Below are 15842 nucleotides of genomic sequence, written 5' to 3' on the forward strand. Positions count from 1 at the left end.
TTGCCTGCGGCTGCTATTGTGGCTTATAATCAAAGCAATGAAAAGAAGGGACTATCAAATTTCTAATGAGACGCCAATATAATCATACTTATACTGCTCGTTATGATGAAGGCGATTGCTATGGACACCTGACGCCAACCGCCTTTCTCCGTTATACGCAAGATATTGCTGCGCTGGACGCTGAAGATATACAACTGCCTGGGGATGGCTATTGGATTATTAAGCGAACCGTCATCAATTTTGCTGCTCCTGTCCAGATGCATACACGCCTGGAAATGCAGACCTATGGGATGAGTTTTAGTCGTATTACTGCTCAACGTGGTTATGAAGCCAGAATTGCTGGTGCCGGCCAGGATGAGCCGGTGATTACCGCCCGATCACTCTGGGTCTATGTGGATAAGCGTGGCCGTCCGTCGCGCATGCCCGCAGGAACAGCCGAGATCTGGTTGCCCGATGGTCCGGTTGCGCCCCAGCCTGAGCCCGCTTTTCCAGCCTTTCCCGAAAGCGATCCTGAGATTGCTGAAGTCGTTGTGCGCTTCTCCGACGTCGATCTGATGCGGCATATGAATAATGCAGCATATGTTGAGGTATTAGATAACGCCGCCTGGGAAAGCTATACCAGAGCAGGTATTACCTCTGATAATGCTGTGCTCAATGCCTTACAATATGATATCGAATATCTCGAAAGTGCTCTCCTGGGCGAGAAGTTAACCATCAAAACCTGGTTTGACATAAGCGTAACCCGCCGCAAGCCGCTGTGGTTTGAACCCAGGCGGATAGGCGGGTTTCTCGTGGGCTTTAGCCCTCGCTTGTTGCAATATCGTCTTTTCTCCTGTATACTGCAACAATGGAAAAGACGAGTACATTGCAGTATCAGCGTGACGAGCACCGCGTCCATCTTATTGTGTATCATCTCATCTGGTGTCCTCGTCGTCGCAAAGCCATTCTTACGGGTCCCATCAAAGAACGGTGTCAACAGATACTCGAAGAGAAATGTCTGGAAAAAGGGTGGAGTATTCTCACCCTGGCGATTCAACCTGACCATATTCATCTTTTTATCCGCGTCTGGCCTTCTGAAAGTGCCGCTGATGTGGTGAAAGAACTTAAGGGCATCACGTCCTTTCATTTACGAAGGGAGTTCGCCCCTATCATGAAGAAAATGCCTTCGACCTGGACCCGTTCCTATTTTGCCAGCACGGCTGGTGCAGTGAGTGCTGAGACCATTCAACACTATATCAATGCGCAAAAAGGAATCTAGCGGGGAGGAAGGGAGGGAGTCATCGCATGGCAAAGGCAACGAAAACCATCACACAAGCAATGCAGTATCCATCCCGGTATGCTGCCTGGTTTACGACCACCCAGGCATTGTTCAACACAGTGGCTTCCTTCTACTTTGAGGTCATTACAGCTCACGAGCAGGTGCTGTTGCTTTCCTCACACAGAGCCTTGCATGCCCTTGAGACATTGACCCATGCGACGGAAGAGAACCCCGATCCGGTGATGCCGCTCGATGCCATTGCTCCTCAGGTTCCTGCCCTCTTTCGCCGTGCCGCTATTCACGCGGCTCTTGGCTCCGCCCACGCCTTTGAGACGAGCTTGCAGAAGTGGCGTGCGCGCAAAGAGAAAGCGGCCCTCAAAAAGAAGCGTTTCACCGAGCACCCACCGGTTCCCCCGCGGACCTGGAATCGGTCGCCGACGTTCTACAAGGGCCAGTGGAAAAGGCGCACTGCGTCCTCCATTCTTCTCAAGCTCTGGACAGGGGCGAGGTGGATCTGGGTCAACGTTCGGCTCTTGAGCCGTGACCTGCCCGATGGCTATGAGCCCGGGAGTCCGTCGCTGGTTCGCCATGGCTCACATTGGCGGTTGCATACCCCGGTCGAAAAGACCTTCACCAGTCCGGGGAAGGTGGCTGTGCAACTGGCTCATGCCCAGACACGCATCTGTGCCATTGATCTCAATCTCGACCATCATCTGGCGGTCTGTACCATCCAAACAGCCGACGGCTCGACCGTTGCCACCACCTTTCTCAGTGGCGGCAAACGCGTAAATGGCCGTAGGAAGTGGCTGCTTGGTCGTATCGCCCGCAACCGTCGTAAGACGGGTATCCTGGCCGAAAACGAACCCGATAATGTGGCATTATGGAAGAAAATCCGTCATGTGGACGAGCAGGTCGCGCACCTGATCAGTGCGCGCATTGTCCACTTTGCTCGTCAGCATCAGGCGAGTGTGCTGGTATTTGAACATCTGGGCAAGCTGAAGCCGCAAAAAGGCCGCTACAGTCGCCGAGGGAACAGCAAACGAGCCTTCTGGATGAAGGGGCGTATATTCACCAATGCCAAATATAAAGCGTGGAACGAGGGCATGATCACGAGTCGGGTGAACCCGCGCAACACGAGCCGCGAATGCGCCCGTTGTCATGGCCTGATTGTGCGCTACCATGCCAAGCAGGGGCCCGAGCCAGCAGGCTACACCCCTGGGGCACCATTGGCCTGGTGTCCTGCGTGTGGCATGAAGGGTCATGCCGATCGCAATGCGAGCCTGGTCATTGGTCAGCGCTTGCGTACACGTGCTCACCATCAGGAAAAGCCTCGCGCTCCTCTCCTGGGTCCAGGAGAGAGGGATGAGAAATCATCAGGTGTTGTCCGTTCCCAAGACGCCAACAGCAAAGGTGGCCCATCGCGCCGCCGAGCACGGAGGCACGGAACGGGCAAGGGGCATGGCACCGCCCATGAGGATCACGCCAGGATGGTGGCGCCCTCAGCTATTCCTCGCCCATTACCTCTGTTCAGTGAGTTGTAGCAACGCTATCTATCTCGAACAGTGGCGTACGCAGGAGTGGAAGAAGCCGCCGCCCCTTCAGGGCGTGCGGAGTGTCACTCCACTCCTGTCCCCGGAGAAACTTTTGTGCGCTATCAGCAGATTTTGCGTGGTAATGTTGTTTTAGCTCGTGCCTGGTCGCGCTGGCTCTGGCAGGCAGGTGCCCAACAAGCCTGATTTTAGCTGTGAATTTCGTGGTATGCTAGTAGAAAGCAATCGTGTACATTCGTGATGAAAAATACTGGCAGCTACGCGATGCGTTCCTTCCTATGTCCAGCCCATTGCAACGCACTTTATACATGATAGACATTTCAAACGCTGTTGTTTGTATTGTTTGAATAGGAAGCCGAGTAAGGAGCTTGTACTATGGCTATGGCGAACAATCCACATATGCTCGACTATGAAGTCGAAAGGCGTCAGTTTCAATTGAACGTGCCGGATCACTTTAATTTTGCGGTGGACGTGATTGGCAAATGGGCGCAGGATGTTGAGAAACGGGCAATGCTCTGGGTTGGACCTCTGGGAGAAGAACGATCGATTACCTTTCATGAGTTCGCGGACCGTTCCAGTCGGGCCGCGCACCTCTTTCTACAACTGGGCATTCAAAAAGGCGATCGTGTCCTGGTGATGCTTCCGCGTTTGCCTGAATGGTGGGAATGTATCCTGGGCTTAATGAAAATTGGTGCCATCGCTATCCCCTGCACGACCCTCCTGACGCCTCAGGACATTCAATATCGGGCAGACATTGCCGAGGTACACGGCATTATCACCGATAGCGAAGGTATGCAAAAAGTGGATCAGGTGCGCACACAGTGTGCTACGCTTCAGCATACTATTCTGGTTAATGATCAAAATACCGCTCCAGTCCAGTCATATTGGACCGATTATAGATCTGAGCTTACCAGTGCCACGCCCGAGTATCATGCACCTGAACTCAGCAGTGATGATCCATGCCTGATTTATTTTACCTCTGGTACCGTGGGATATCCTAAAATGGTGCTGCATACCCACACCAGTTATCCGCTTGGCCATACTATTACCGGCAAATACTGGTTGGACCTGCATGAGGACGATCTACATTGGAATGTGAGCGAGCTTGGCTGGGCCAAGGCGGCCTGGAGCAACCTATTTGGTCCCTGGCTTATGGGGGCGGCCATGTTTATTCAGGATAGCCGTGGCAAATTCAATCCGCTTGAAACGATTGATATGCTGCATACATATCCGATCTCAACCCTCTGTGCTCCTCCCACTATTTATCGGATGCTGGTATTAGACGAACCCATGCAATATTTAAAGGCACACGCACCGCAAGCATTGCGTCACTGTGTTGGTGCTGGTGAACCCTTGAATCCAGAAGTGATTCGTACCTGGGAACAGCATACCGGCCTGACCATTCGGGATGGGTATGGGCAGACGGAGACCGTGCTCCTGTGTGCGAACTTTCCTTCGTTGACGATTAAACCGGGCTCGATGGGGAAGCCATCACCTGGTTTCGAGGTCAGTGTCATTGATGACAACGCACAGGAACTGCCCGTAAATACAGAGGGCGATATCGCTGTGCGTATCAAGCCTGAGCGACCCAAATGGATGTTCAAAGAGTACTGGCGTAGTCCCGAAGCCACCGCTGCCAGTATTCGTGGCGATTGGTATATTACCGGTGATCGGGCCTACAAGGATGAGGATGGGTATCTCTGGTTTGTGGGTCGGGCCGATGATGTTATTATTTCCGCTGGCTACCGGATCGGACCTTTTGAGGTTGAGAGCGCTTTAAAAGAGCATCCTGCTGTGGCGGAATCAGCCGTGGTGGCCAGTCCAGATGAGTTGCGTGGTGAGGTTGTGAAGGCCTACGTGATCCTGGCACCAGGATATAATGCCACACCCGAACTGGCCAGCGAATTACAAGAACATGTCAAGCGTGTCACCGCCCCATACAAATATCCCCGCGAGATCGAGTTTGTGGATGCTGTACCTAAAACGATCTCCGGAAAGATTCGGCGTATCGAGTTACGGGAGCGGGAGCGCCAGAAGAAATCCCGGCAATAGCTTCTGGCTAAAGGAATAGCAGGAATGAGTCCTTGAAGCCAGCCCTGCATATCCGTTCAGCAGATAGGGCAATCCATTGCCCTATCTGCGTTTTGTATCACGTATCTGACGTGCTTCTGCCAGCATATCCTCGGTTGCTTCGCGGACCCGTGCCGCAGCGCGACGAGATTGTAGGTCGACGACAGAGGCGATAAGCGCAATCCGCTGCTGCATGGTATCAATTACGGCTTCGGCTTTTTCCAATGGCAACGTTTGTGCTTCCCCAGACGTTACCCGAGCCCCTTCCCGCGTTTTATTCATGTGCGGGCCTCCCCTGGGGCGAATATGGATATTGAGGCGTTGAACGCGCTGACCAGAGCGAGCGGCAAAAGTACCGATGCTCTCTCCCATACGATTGAGGAGATGCCCATCACTGGTCGTCTCCGATGGTCCAGGTACATAGCCCATCAGCGGTGTCCTCCTAATCAGTGGTCGTCACTGGTTCAGATATGGATTGGTTCTCAGCGGTAGCGCCAGACTGTTGGAAACCCTGGCTTACACTGCTCGTAAAAGATGTAAGTTTATCCTTTGCTATTAAAACTCCAGCTGTGCCATAGACGAGCCCTTTGCGTATGACTTTGCGGGCACGTGGTGAGAAGATGGCAGCAGCTATTGCAGCCGTCACGGCAATTTCAGGTTCTAGATAATCCTCAAATTCCATGGTATGCCTTTTCCTTTCATTGGAATGAACAATGAGTTTACTATTCCAATCGACAAACCGGTACAAATCTCCTGATTGTTTTAGCGTTGCCATATCCAAAAATGGAATTCTCTTTGGATGATCAAACTGATAATGCCCATACGAACATCTGGCAGCAAAAGATACACCGTTGAAGGCGTGATAGAGGATATTTATAGCCGCGAGCCTGGGTGACTGTTAGCACGTAGCAACTGAGGATGGCTCCGGGACCCTGAAAGCAGCCAGGGCCCCTTTTATTCAGAATAGAACCTGATGATGAGCTATCTGTAGTAGTTTAATAAGCGAGGTCGAGCTGAGAGGAGCGAATTTGCATTGAAAGCGTATTGGAAATAGCAGAGAATGCCGCCATTGCCAGTTTCACAAATACACCTACCAGCAGATCAATAAGAATATTTATAAGTATTTCTGAAATGATACTCCAAATCATTTATCAGCTCCTTTTGTATAATCAAGCGATGTGTCTAATACATTATCTATGAACGTCTTTTCCGATATACATCTCTCCGGTTACTCGCGAGTTTATCCTCCAATTGTTAAGTCAGTTTTAAGTAGATGTTATTTTGCATGCGAAAAATATTTTCAGTCATAGCTCTGGATGCACATTCTGAAGGTGCATCATAATCGCAGGTGGGATTTTTTAATGCCTTTTTCAGGGGCCGGGATATGAGATGGCGAGTGGGATGGATATTTGTAGTTACTGGTAGACTGGTTCTATAAGACACGTTACTGGCCCTTTCGAGCACTGAAACACCGGCAAGCCAGTCCGTATCCTTTAAAAAACAGCAGCGAATACCACATGATTGAAAGAAAAGAGTAATGATATGGAATTTGAAGATTTTGTAGAACCTGAAATTGCCGTGACGGCTGCGGTGACCGCCGCACTTTGCTCGCCGCGCGCCCGCAAAGTTATGCGCAAGGGGCTTGTCTATGGTGTGGCTGGCATCCTTACCGCCGGTAACGTGGCCACCGCCTTTGCTAACAGCATTCGTCAGGGGGTTAAGCAAGCCGAGGGAGCAGCTGTACATGCTGATGAAGAAACTCCTTATTCAGCGCAAAGGAAGGAAGCAGGTATGAAGCCTGAAATGGTGACTACTTCAGCGCAGAAAACCACTACAAAAACGGAGAAAGCAGGAGGGAAGCCTGCATGACACAGATCCGAGAAGGAAATCCATTAACCACCGAGCGAGCCGAGCAGATGCTGATACAGGCAGGTGGACAGCTAGGGAACTGGCTGGGTCTGGCCAGGCTGTATTGTCAGCAAACGGCCCAAACGTTTCGCCAGGAAGCTGTTCGCATGGATCTGCCAGCGTCGGTCTCGACCAGTCAGACAAAGCGCATGCCAACGGAGCGACCTGCCCTGGAAAAGGCCGAAGAAGTGGTCGAACAGTTAGAGCAGTGGGCAGTGATAGGTAGCCTGCAAATGAAGAAGACCATTGCCTGCCTGCGGGAAGATGCGGAAGATATATACGTAGAAGCTCAGGATATGAGTGCCAGGTGGAAAGCTGAACGTGAGCCAGCAGAATAGCCTGTTTGAGCAGCCTGGACTGATGGATAAGAGAAGGGTGGAGGGATTTCCATGAGTGTAGCAGGAATGGTTACTACTGAGCCGCATGTGTTGCATGCCATTACCGGGCGTATTCGCGTCCATATACCGGGATGGTTGGGGCGCGGGAAACGTTATCTAGAGACGCAACTGCATCGGCTTCAAGGCATACATCGTATCCGAGCCAATCCGGTCACAGGCAATGTGCTTGTTTTCTTTGATCCCACGGCTCTCAGCGAACAGGCTATCCTTTACGCGATACAAACGCTTGATCTGGAGCAGATCAATAGTCAGCCCGTCGAACCCAACTTGCCACCAGCGATCCGTGAGAAACAGGGTAGCACGGTACGTGCGCGTATCCCGGTGCGCGGCCTGGATCGTGATCCTCATCTGGCAAAGCTCGTAGTGGAGCATCTGGAAAAACAACCCGGTGTCAGTGCGCATGCTAATCCTTTAACCGGGCGTGTGCTGGTAGAATTCTCAGAACACGAAGCAACATTGGATGATTTAATTGCTGAGATTGCTGGCCTGGAGTTACCCGAGCTAGTGGGTGAAGATCGCCCCGCCTATCCACTGGATATCAGTCCACTGATCCAGAGCGCCACGCGTATGCTGGGAACGGCCCTGGGGTTGAGTTTTCTGGCGACACGGCGGCTCATCGGCCAGGAAGAGACTTTGCCTGGCGCTGGAACAGCCGCGTATGCCGCCGGTGCCATTGGTCTTTTCCAGGGATTTCCACCTGTGCGTACTGGATTGCGGCGCTTATTCGGACGTTCGGTTGCTGATCTCATCTTTACGATTCCAAGCATTATTTTACTGACTCTTTCCAGTAGTCCACTTGGTCTGGCCGTGGCGGGAGCGGAATCGCTACGCCTGTTTACAGAAGTGCAAACGCGGCGTACGGCCTGGCGTATGCATGAAAAGCGCGTGGAGCAGGCGCCTTTCATTCAATCAGACGCGGTGATTCATCTGGAGGGCGGCGACCGGGTACCTCTAAGCGCATACATTCGTGAAGGCGTAGGCACGGCCAGCGGCTTCGATGGCATGCCAGTACCTGCCTATCCAGGCGCATTGATCCCACCAGGTGCTTGCTTATATGGTGGTCCCTTTGTCTTACAACTAAGTGCAGGAGCCTCGTTTGAAGGCTTTACACCACAGCCGCGTTCCGTGCCCGTTGCGCCAACGCTCTATGATCACTATCAACGCATCCAGGCTCCCCTCTCATTGATCTACGCTGGACTTACTGGCCTGTTTACCAGATCATTCGGGCAAGCATTCACCGCATTATTGCTTGTTAATCCCCGCACTGCTTCAATCGGTATAGATAGCGCGGATCTGCATGCCAATGCACGTGTACTACGGGCCGGCGTGACGATTGTAGGTACTCGGATCGGCAGGAGCATCCGTCGTCCCAATCTTTTGCTCCTCGACAGCGCCCGTTTGCTTAGCGAAAAGCTTGAGCTTACCAATGCCTTACCTTTAAGTAAAGATATGGATGCAGCTGAAATACTCATGCGTGCCGCAGGCATTTCAGCTGCCGCAGGCTCACCCTGGGGCAATATCTTTGCGACCAATACGATTACTCAGGCCACCAGCGGCAATTTTGATGGCAAGACCGCCACGGCTTTCGCTGATGGCGTACGCTATACGCTTGGACCCATTGATGAGGGGGAAAGCTTGCCTGAGGCTGCGTATCTGCGCCAGCGGGGCAACTATGTTCTGGTCCTGCGGCGGGAGCGTGAGGAAAGGCCACTGGCAATTTTCGCTCTGCGCCCGCGCCTGACACCCGAGGTCTCCATCCTGGTGAATGTCTGTCAGCGTGCTGGTGTTGATCTGGCGCTGCTTCCCAATGGTGATGAACTGGTCTTACGGGGAATGGCGCACCGGGCGCATATCTCGCTGATCGAGAATAAGGCTGTGCTAGAAGTTATTGCTGCACGGCAGAAAAGAGGCGAGCTGGTCGCATTTGTGTCAGATAATGTGAGTGCGATGGCCGGTTTTGCCGCCTGTGACCTGGCAATTGGTCTGACCGATGACCGCAGCCGTTTTCCTGCCCGCGCCGACCTGCTGGCCCCTGATCTGGCCGCAGTTGCAGCGATCATTGAGGCGGGGGTAAGGCGTGATAGTGTGGTGCGTGATTCTGTTGTCCTCTCGATTGTTTCTGCACTCGCCGGTATTGGCTGGGGATTTCAGGGAATGCCAGCGGTCAGGATTGCCTCACGGATTGTCTATGTTACTTCCTTAGCGGCACTGGCGGATGGCTGGTATCGACTACGTGGTGGCAAACGTCCTCGTGCCACGATTACCCGCCTGGTTGATCCCCAGCCAGAGCGTTGGGGAAGGCAAAGCGTGGATGATGTATTCCGTCTGATGAATACGAGCTTCCAGGGTTTGACCACCAGACAGGCACAGGAACGTCAACGTAAAACCCCAACCATTGAGCGGCACAATGCTCTGCTCACAGCGGTACAGGAACAATTTCGTTCACCTCTGACGGGCATCCTCGCGGTGGGGGCAACGCTCTCACTTCTGTTTGGTTCAGTCGGGGATGTTATCATCATCGGTGCAACGATTGCTGCTAATACTATTATTGGCGTCTGGCAGGAACACAAGGGTAATCAGGTGGCCGAGACATTACGACAAATAGGTGTAGCGCAGGCGCGTGTTTTACGCGATGAGCAAGAAAAAATAGTCTCTTCTACTGAAGTTGTCCCTGGCGATATCCTGTTGCTGGCTGCCGGTGATCGCATCGTGGCGGACGCACGGATCATTGATGTGCAGGGTCTGGAGGTAGATGAAGCCATGCTTACCGGAGAATCATTACCGGTCAGTAAACAGGTGGTGGATGGCAGCGATAGCGAGCATATTGTGCTGGACGGAAGTAATGTGACCACAGGAACCGCGCGTGCCGTGGTCGTGGCGGTTGGTGTGCATACACGTATGGGTGCTACCAGGCTCGCGCTGACAGCAGAAGACGAGCAGTCTAATCCGTTGGGAATACGCCTGAGCCGTATTCTGAGCGTCTTCCTGCCAATCTCCGCGGCCGGTGGCGCGCTGGTCGTGGCGGCCGGCTTGCTCTGGAAACAGCCCTTCACAACTATTCTGTCCATTGGCGCGACTGTTGCTCTTGCAGGCGTACCAGAAGGTCTACCATTACTCTCAAGAGTAGGTGAAACTGGTGTGGCGCGTCGGCTGGCCAGGCATAATGCTATTGTGCGGCGTTTGGCCTCAGTGGAGGCCCTTGGTCGCGTAGATGTGATCTGCACAGATAAGACAGGAACAATGACGGAAGGGCACCTGCGACTGAGTATTGTGGCTGACATACAGCAGGAATCTACACTGATCAATTCATTGCCGACATCTCTGTCCAACGTGTTACTTACCGCAGCCCTGGCCAGCCCCCATCCTGAGTCCCAGGGAGCCCAGGCGCATGCTACCGATGTGGCAGTTGTCCAGGGGGCTATTGCAGCCGGTCTGGGCGAGCAAATCTTACTTACGCATCAAGCAGAACTTTCCTTTGATCCAGTGCGCTCTTTTTACGTGAGTATTGCCCGGGAGAAACTCTGCATCAAGGGTGCACCTGAAACTCTGCTTTCTCGCTGTAGCACTCTACTGCAAGATGGAGTGTCAATGCCCCTGGACGAGGCCGGGCGGGCCAGGCTCTTGACGCGTGCAAGACACCTGGCAGCCCGAGGATTACGGGTATTGATGGTGGCTGAAGGGGCGCAAGACATACCTCTTGACGATCCTCAGCATCTCACCGCTCTTGGCTTTGTAGGCATCAGTGATCCTCTGCGCCCTACCGTGGGGGAGGCGGTAAAACATTGTCAGCAGGCAGGTGTGCGCGTGGTCATGATTACTGGCGATCATCCGGTTACTGCACGTGCGATTGCGCAGGAGGCTGGCCTGCTCCAGGGAGACGCAGAAGTACTGAACGCTGCCGCTATCGCGGATTTGCAGAATGGTGATCTCGATCTACTGCTCAAAAACGCGGCCGTGATTGCGCGCGCCACGCCCCTTGATAAATTACGAATTATTGAAAGTTTGCACCGCCAGGGACATACAGTTGCGATGACCGGCGATGGTGTCAATGATGCCCCGGCCTTACGGTTGGCGGATATCGGTATCGCTATGGGCAAGAGCGGGACGGAAGTCGCGCGGCAGACAGCGGACGTGGTTCTGGCTGATGATGATTTTGCTTCTCTTGTTCAGGGATGCGTTGAAGGTCGTAGCTTCTGGCGTAACATGCGTCGTTCACTGGGACTATTATTGGGCGGCAATATGGGAGAACTGGGACTGGTCGTGGGTGCTAGCCTGCTGGGAGCGAATACGCCGTTGACAGTGGGCCAGATTCTGGCGGTGAATGCGATTACAGATATCTTCCCAGCCCTGGCCGTCATCTTACAGCGACCAGAGCATCATGAGCTGTCGCAACTGCGGCGCGAGGGTATAGCGGCGCTGGATACATCATTACGCAACGAAGTTTTGCGCCGTGGGCTGGCAACCACACTGCCATCACTGGCTGCTTATCTCCTCACGCTTGGCGCAGGCTCGCTTCCTCGGGCCCGTTCAGTTGCTTTCGCCAGCATTGTTTCCACCCAACTTGCGCAGACATTGATGGCTGGTCGCTCGGAAGGACACCTCACGCGCCCGGTGCTTGGCGCGGTCGGTGGATCGCTGGGGTATTATTAGCGGCATTTACTATTCCCTCCTTGCGCCGCATTCTCAACCTGGTTATCCTGCCACCATCGTCCTGGCTATTGATCTCAGGCGCTGCGCTGGCAGCTATTCTCCTTAATAGCGTGCTACGCAGTATGACTTACAAGATGCAGGCAGCCCCTATTGCTGTCCCCGCGATATCATAGCTGACGAGGACGGCATTTCTTGACATCTATGCAGATAATGTTTGAGAGACCATGGCCAGCTACCTTTTATGATCTCTTGAACATTGCTGCTTCTCCTGTAAAAAATGAATCCTTACATTGATTTTACATTTGTGAGGATTTTTTTTGATGATTTTGGACTATCTTATGAAGAGAGAAACAAAAAGCAAGTTATTAAAAGCATCATCCGCTGAGAGCTAGTAGAAATTTTGTATAGAAAAATCGAAATACGCAATTTGATACGATAAGGCAAAGGGGAATGATTATGTATTATCGAGATCCTGATGAATACCATTTAACGCATTCTTATCCAGTCACCCCCAGGGGATACATTGCTCCTGAGGCAGTGCTTGACCATTCTACAGCACATACCTTTATGTCAGAAGGAACACTTGTTGGTGAGAACCGTTTTCCCGCGCCTCAGACTCCCAGGAAGACGCACAGGGTGCGTACTGGTGCATTGATTGTCTTTACGCTGGCATTGCTCTCGATTTTTTCGGTTGGCCTGTATGCTGGCTGGCAGTTTGCTGGAAGTAACACATCAACTCCAACAGCGAATATAACCACGGCAACGACCGCCGCCACGAAATCGACGCTTGATTCGACCGCTGTCCAGACCCAGAGAGAAGTGGCGATCGATAAAATCAAGCCATCCGTCGTTGAGCTGCAGGTAACAACAAATCAGGGACAGGCTATCGGTTCGGGTGTGATTGTGGATAACAATGGTGATATCGTTACCAATAATCATGTGGTCAATGGTGGCCAGACCATCCAGGCGGTATTTAATGATGGGAAGGTCAGGACTGCCCAGCTGGTAGGAACCGTGGCGGCGGATGATCTGGCGATTGTGCGTGTGCAGCCATTTACGAATATGCAAGTTGCCGCGATTGGTGACTCCTCGCAGCTTAAGGTTGGTCAGGCAGTACTGGCGGTTGGTAATCCATTGGGGATCACCGAGACTGTCACCAGCGGTATTGTCAGCGCACTCAATCGAAGCGTGAGCGAATCGAATACTGTCACGATTGAAAACGCGATCCAGACCGATGCAGCTATTAATCCAGGCAATAGTGGTGGCGCATTGATCAACGAGCAAGGACAACTGGTGGGTATTCCTACACTGACCGCCATTAATACCGAGACCAATACGCCTGCTAATGGTGTTGGTTTTGCCATTCCTTCCAACGTGGTCAAAACAGCTCTGGCTCAGGCTCTGCAACAAGCTAAATAGACTGAGTACAAAGACGCGAGGCACTCTTGCTTATAGGGTAAGTGCCTCGCGTCTTTGTATTTATGCGTGGCTGAGGTGCTGGTTGATTTTTTTGATGATACCAGGACCTTCATAGATAAAGCCGCTATAGAGCTGGATCAGGCTGGCACCGGCATCTAAGGTGCACCTGGCATCATCGGGTCCAAAGATGCCGCCGACGCCGATGATAGGAATGCGACCATCCAGTTGTTTGGAGAGATAACGGATGACTTCTAATGAACGTGCATGTAATGGTCGGCCGCTGAGTCCACCGGTTTCCGCACTTTGTTGCTGGAGTCCTGTACGAGACAGGGTTGTGTTGGTGGCGATAATACCCCGCACATCGCGCTGCAGACAGACCTCGACCACATCGCTTATCTGCTCCTCCGTCAGGTCTGGCGCGATCTTAACCAGTACCGATTTTGCGCTCCTGCGTCCGGTTTGTTGCGCGAGTTGTTTGGTCTCCTGCACAATTGCATGCAGCAACTGATCCAATGGCTCTTTATCCTGTAATTTGCGCAGGCCAGGTGTATTGGGTGAGCTGACATTGACGGTAAAAAAGTCTGAATAGGCATCCAACTTCCGTAAGGAATACAGATAATCCTCAATGGCTTCTTCCTGGGGTGTTACCTTGGATTTGCCGATACTCCAGCCGATCGGGATTCCGGGTTGAGGAAGCCGGGCCAGGCGCGCCTGGATGGCATCTGCGCCATCATTAGGAAAGCCCATGCGATTGATCATGGCTTGATCAGCTGTCAGGCGAAAGATACGTGGGCGAGGATTGCCCGGTTGTGCATAGCGCGTAACCGTTCCTGCTTCAATAAAGCCAAAGCCAAGCGCTGCCAGTGCCGGCAGCGCGATACCGTTCTTATCAAAGCCACCGGCCAGTCCCACAGGATTAGGAAAATGAACGCCAAAAACATCTCGTTCCAATACAGGCGATTTATAGGCACTGGTTGCCTCGATGATTTTGAGGATGGTCTGGTGATGAGAAATACGCGCCATCTGATCCATTAAAAAGTGGTGGGCAATCTCGGGATCATTGGCGGAGGTCCGGAACATGGCGGGACGAATAATGGCTTTAAACAGCATTGACTTCCTATCTTTCAACCTTGTTAAGCAATAAAATACCGTTTCAAGTATAATGGTAATCCGTGAATTTGGGAATAGTCTCACGCGAGTATGCTGGATAATGGTGCCGTGGCTATGGTTACATCGTAAGGCACCTGTATTTCAGGCGTGACATATATAGAAGGAGTCGCAGGCATGTTGATTCGTAATGGAGTGGCGGTCCTGGCGAGTGGTCCGGCTCGGCTGGATATTCGCACGCGCGGTGAGATCCTGATCGAGCTGGCTGAACACCTGACCCTGAACCTGACGAGCAGGTTATTGAGGCAGATGGGTTATTGGTCCTGCCGGGATTTATTGATTCACATGTGCATTTTCGTGATCCAGGTGGTGCCCATAAAGAAGATTTCCTGAGTGGTACCCGGGCCGCCCTGGCCGGAGGGGTTACAACTGTACTGGATATGCCTAACACGCAACCACCTACGGATACGCGAGAGCATCTTTTAGAAAAAATGTCTCTGGTGGCAGGTAAGGCGGTGGTGGATTATGGCTTATACTTTGGGGCGACCGATAACAATATTGAAGAAGCGGCCACTCTGGCTAAAGACGTTGCTGCCATGAAGCTCTATATGGGATCCTCAACCGGCTCGCTGCTGGTGACAGAATTTTCTCCTATCTACCGGCACTTTCAAACCTTTCCTTTACATAAACCGCTGGTTGTGCATGCTGAAGACGAGCAATCCTTGAAATATTTCGGTGCGCTGGGTTCACAGGATCATAATCAGTCCCGCCCACCGGTCAGTGCCCAGATTGCTTTGAGCCGTGCGCTGGCTATTGCGGAGAAGACCGGTCGTGTCTTGCACGTTGCGCATACTACCACGCAAAGAGAAATTGAATTGATTCTGGAAGCAAGGCAGAAAGGCGTACATGTGACTTTTGAAGTCACCCCACTTCACCTTTTCTTGAATGAAGAGGATCAGCATCGACTGGGCAATTTCGGTAAGGTGAATCCACCCCTGCGCAGTGCCAGTGATCAAGCCGCTCTCTGGCGCTATTTTGATGCTATCGATACGATTGGCACCGATCATGCACCGCATACACGGGCAGAAAAAGAGCAGCCATATGACAAAGCTCCATCAGGTATTCCAGGCGTCCAGACGCTGTTGCCACTTCTGTTCAATGCTGCCAGTGCGGGAAGAGTCAAACTGGAAGATGTCATTCAGCGCTGCGTGGTTAATCCGGCGCGTATCTTTGGCTTAAAAACGAAGGGGGCCCTGGAAGTAGGCAAGGATGCAGACATAGTGTTGATCGATCCAAAGCAAGTATACGAGATTACCAATCAGCAGATGCTCTCAAAGTGTGGCTGGACTCCATTTGCAGGCACAAAAGTTACTGGCAAGATCCAGCAAGTGTATGTGCGTGGTAGCCTGGCCTATGAGCAGGATACCTGTCTGGCTCAAGGGGGTAGCGGTAAACAAGTGCAATATGCAGCCCGGTAAATTT

At 52.4% G+C, this 15842-nt stretch carries 14 protein-coding genes and 1 pseudogene; 11 read left to right on the forward strand and 4 right to left on the reverse strand.

Translation table 11 applies throughout. The annotated features are described in order from the left end of the window. Positions 1–65 precede the first annotated feature (65 nt). The 5 genes and pseudogenes from KDW_RS34305 to KDW_RS26010 form a co-directional block, all read left to right on the forward strand. Positions 66–716: pseudogene (locus KDW_RS34305) on the forward strand (thioesterase family protein); the annotation flags it as partial. A 131-nt stretch (positions 717–847) separates the two neighbouring features. Continuing rightward, positions 848–1258, forward strand: coding sequence for an IS200/IS605 family transposase (gene tnpA / locus KDW_RS26000; RefSeq protein WP_151755659.1), 411 nt, complete (start codon positions 848–850; stop codon positions 1256–1258). Positions 1259–1284: 26 nt separating this feature from the next. After that, positions 1285–2799, forward strand: coding sequence for a zinc ribbon domain-containing protein (locus KDW_RS26005; RefSeq protein WP_233097914.1), 1515 nt, complete (start codon positions 1285–1287; stop codon positions 2797–2799). Positions 2800–2835: 36 nt separating this feature from the next. Then, positions 2836–2994 carry a hypothetical protein gene (locus KDW_RS32000; protein WP_162005616.1) on the forward strand — a complete coding sequence of 53 codons (159 nt, stop codon included), beginning with the start codon at positions 2836–2838 and terminating at the stop codon, positions 2992–2994. Positions 2995–3189: 195 nt separating this feature from the next. Beyond that, positions 3190–4860, forward strand: a complete 1671-nt coding sequence (locus KDW_RS26010) for an acetate--CoA ligase (protein ID WP_151759080.1) — start codon at positions 3190–3192, stop codon at positions 4858–4860. 81 nt (positions 4861–4941) lie between these two features. On the opposite strand, the gene KDW_RS26015 is transcribed toward KDW_RS26010, so the two are convergent. From KDW_RS26015 to KDW_RS32005, 3 genes are all read right to left on the reverse strand, one after another. Continuing rightward, a complete protein-coding gene (locus KDW_RS26015; protein ID WP_151758838.1) occupies positions 4942–5307 on the reverse strand; it encodes a hypothetical protein in 366 nt (121 codons plus the stop codon). A gap of 13 nt (positions 5308–5320) precedes the next feature. After that, positions 5321–5560 carry a hypothetical protein gene (locus tag KDW_RS26020; RefSeq protein ID WP_151758839.1) on the reverse strand — a complete coding sequence of 80 codons (240 nt, stop codon included), beginning with the start codon at positions 5558–5560 and terminating at the stop codon, positions 5321–5323. 313 nt (positions 5561–5873) lie between these two features. Continuing rightward, the gene (locus KDW_RS32005) at positions 5874–6026 is read right to left on the reverse strand and encodes a hypothetical protein (protein ID WP_162005617.1); all 153 of its coding nucleotides are present in this window, start codon (positions 6024–6026) and stop codon (positions 5874–5876) included. 394 nt (positions 6027–6420) lie between these two features. On the opposite strand from KDW_RS32005, the gene KDW_RS26025 reads away from it, so the two are divergent. The 4 genes from KDW_RS26025 to KDW_RS26040 all read left to right on the forward strand — a co-directional run bounded on the left by KDW_RS26025 (position 6421) and on the right by KDW_RS26040 (position 13253). Next, positions 6421–6747: a hypothetical protein gene (locus tag KDW_RS26025; RefSeq protein WP_151758840.1), complete on the forward strand. Its 327-nt coding sequence runs from the start codon at positions 6421–6423 to the stop codon at positions 6745–6747. Further along, positions 6744–7124, forward strand: coding sequence for a hypothetical protein (locus tag KDW_RS26030; RefSeq protein WP_151758841.1), 381 nt, complete (start codon positions 6744–6746; stop codon positions 7122–7124). The genes KDW_RS26025 and KDW_RS26030 overlap by 4 nt, the downstream gene beginning before the upstream one ends. Positions 7125–7175: 51 nt before the next feature. Beyond that, positions 7176–11834 (forward strand): cation-translocating P-type ATPase, encoded by a 4659-nt coding sequence (locus tag KDW_RS26035; protein ID WP_151758842.1) that lies wholly within the window; start codon positions 7176–7178, stop codon positions 11832–11834. 456 nt (positions 11835–12290) lie between these two features. Then, the gene (locus tag KDW_RS26040) at positions 12291–13253 is read left to right on the forward strand and encodes a S1C family serine protease (RefSeq protein WP_151758843.1); all 963 of its coding nucleotides are present in this window, start codon (positions 12291–12293) and stop codon (positions 13251–13253) included. 60 nt (positions 13254–13313) lie between these two features. Here the strand turns inward: KDW_RS26040 and KDW_RS26045 are convergent, their stop codons facing one another. Beyond that, positions 13314–14363, reverse strand: a complete 1050-nt coding sequence (locus KDW_RS26045) for a quinone-dependent dihydroorotate dehydrogenase (protein ID WP_151758844.1) — start codon at positions 14361–14363, stop codon at positions 13314–13316. A gap of 174 nt (positions 14364–14537) precedes the next feature. Here KDW_RS26045 and KDW_RS26050 point away from each other — a divergent pair, with 174 nt between their 5' ends. Both KDW_RS26050 and KDW_RS26055 read left to right on the forward strand, forming a co-directional pair. Next, positions 14538–14753: a hypothetical protein gene (locus KDW_RS26050; protein ID WP_151758845.1), complete on the forward strand. Its 216-nt coding sequence runs from the start codon at positions 14538–14540 to the stop codon at positions 14751–14753. Continuing rightward, positions 14678–15838, forward strand: coding sequence for a dihydroorotase (locus KDW_RS26055; protein ID WP_162005618.1), 1161 nt, complete (start codon positions 14678–14680; stop codon positions 15836–15838). Before KDW_RS26050 ends, KDW_RS26055 begins: the two co-directional genes overlap by 76 nt. Positions 15839–15842 lie beyond the last annotated feature (4 nt).

The sequence above is a fragment of the Dictyobacter vulcani genome (assembly GCF_008974265.1).
GTDB lineage: Bacteria > Chloroflexota > Ktedonobacteria > Ktedonobacterales > Ktedonobacteraceae > Dictyobacter > Dictyobacter vulcani.

Bases quoted from the DNA above. Each gene is read 5' to 3' on its own strand.
- tnpA (WP_151755659.1), top strand. From the start codon at position 848: ATGGAAAAGACGAGTACATTGCAGTATCAGCGTGACGAGCACCGCGTC.
- KDW_RS26005 (WP_233097914.1), top strand. From the start codon at position 1,285: ATGGCAAAGGCAACGAAAACCATCACACAAGCAATGCAGTATCCATCC.
- KDW_RS26010 (WP_151759080.1), top strand. From the start codon at position 3,190: ATGGCGAACAATCCACATATGCTCGACTATGAAGTCGAAAGGCGTCAG.
- KDW_RS26015 (WP_151758838.1), bottom strand. From the start codon at position 5,307: ATGGGCTATGTACCTGGACCATCGGAGACGACCAGTGATGGGCATCTC.
- KDW_RS26020 (WP_151758839.1), bottom strand. From the start codon at position 5,560: ATGGAATTTGAGGATTATCTAGAACCTGAAATTGCCGTGACGGCTGCA.
- KDW_RS32005 (WP_162005617.1), bottom strand. From the start codon at position 6,026: ATGATTTGGAGTATCATTTCAGAAATACTTATAAATATTCTTATTGAT.
- KDW_RS26025 (WP_151758840.1), top strand. From the start codon at position 6,421: ATGGAATTTGAAGATTTTGTAGAACCTGAAATTGCCGTGACGGCTGCG.
- KDW_RS26030 (WP_151758841.1), top strand. From the start codon at position 6,744: ATGACACAGATCCGAGAAGGAAATCCATTAACCACCGAGCGAGCCGAG.
- KDW_RS26035 (WP_151758842.1), top strand. From the start codon at position 7,176: ATGAGTGTAGCAGGAATGGTTACTACTGAGCCGCATGTGTTGCATGCC.
- KDW_RS26040 (WP_151758843.1), top strand. From the start codon at position 12,291: ATGTATTATCGAGATCCTGATGAATACCATTTAACGCATTCTTATCCA.
- KDW_RS26045 (WP_151758844.1), bottom strand. From the start codon at position 14,363: ATGCTGTTTAAAGCCATTATTCGTCCCGCCATGTTCCGGACCTCCGCC.
- KDW_RS26050 (WP_151758845.1), top strand. From the start codon at position 14,538: ATGTTGATTCGTAATGGAGTGGCGGTCCTGGCGAGTGGTCCGGCTCGG.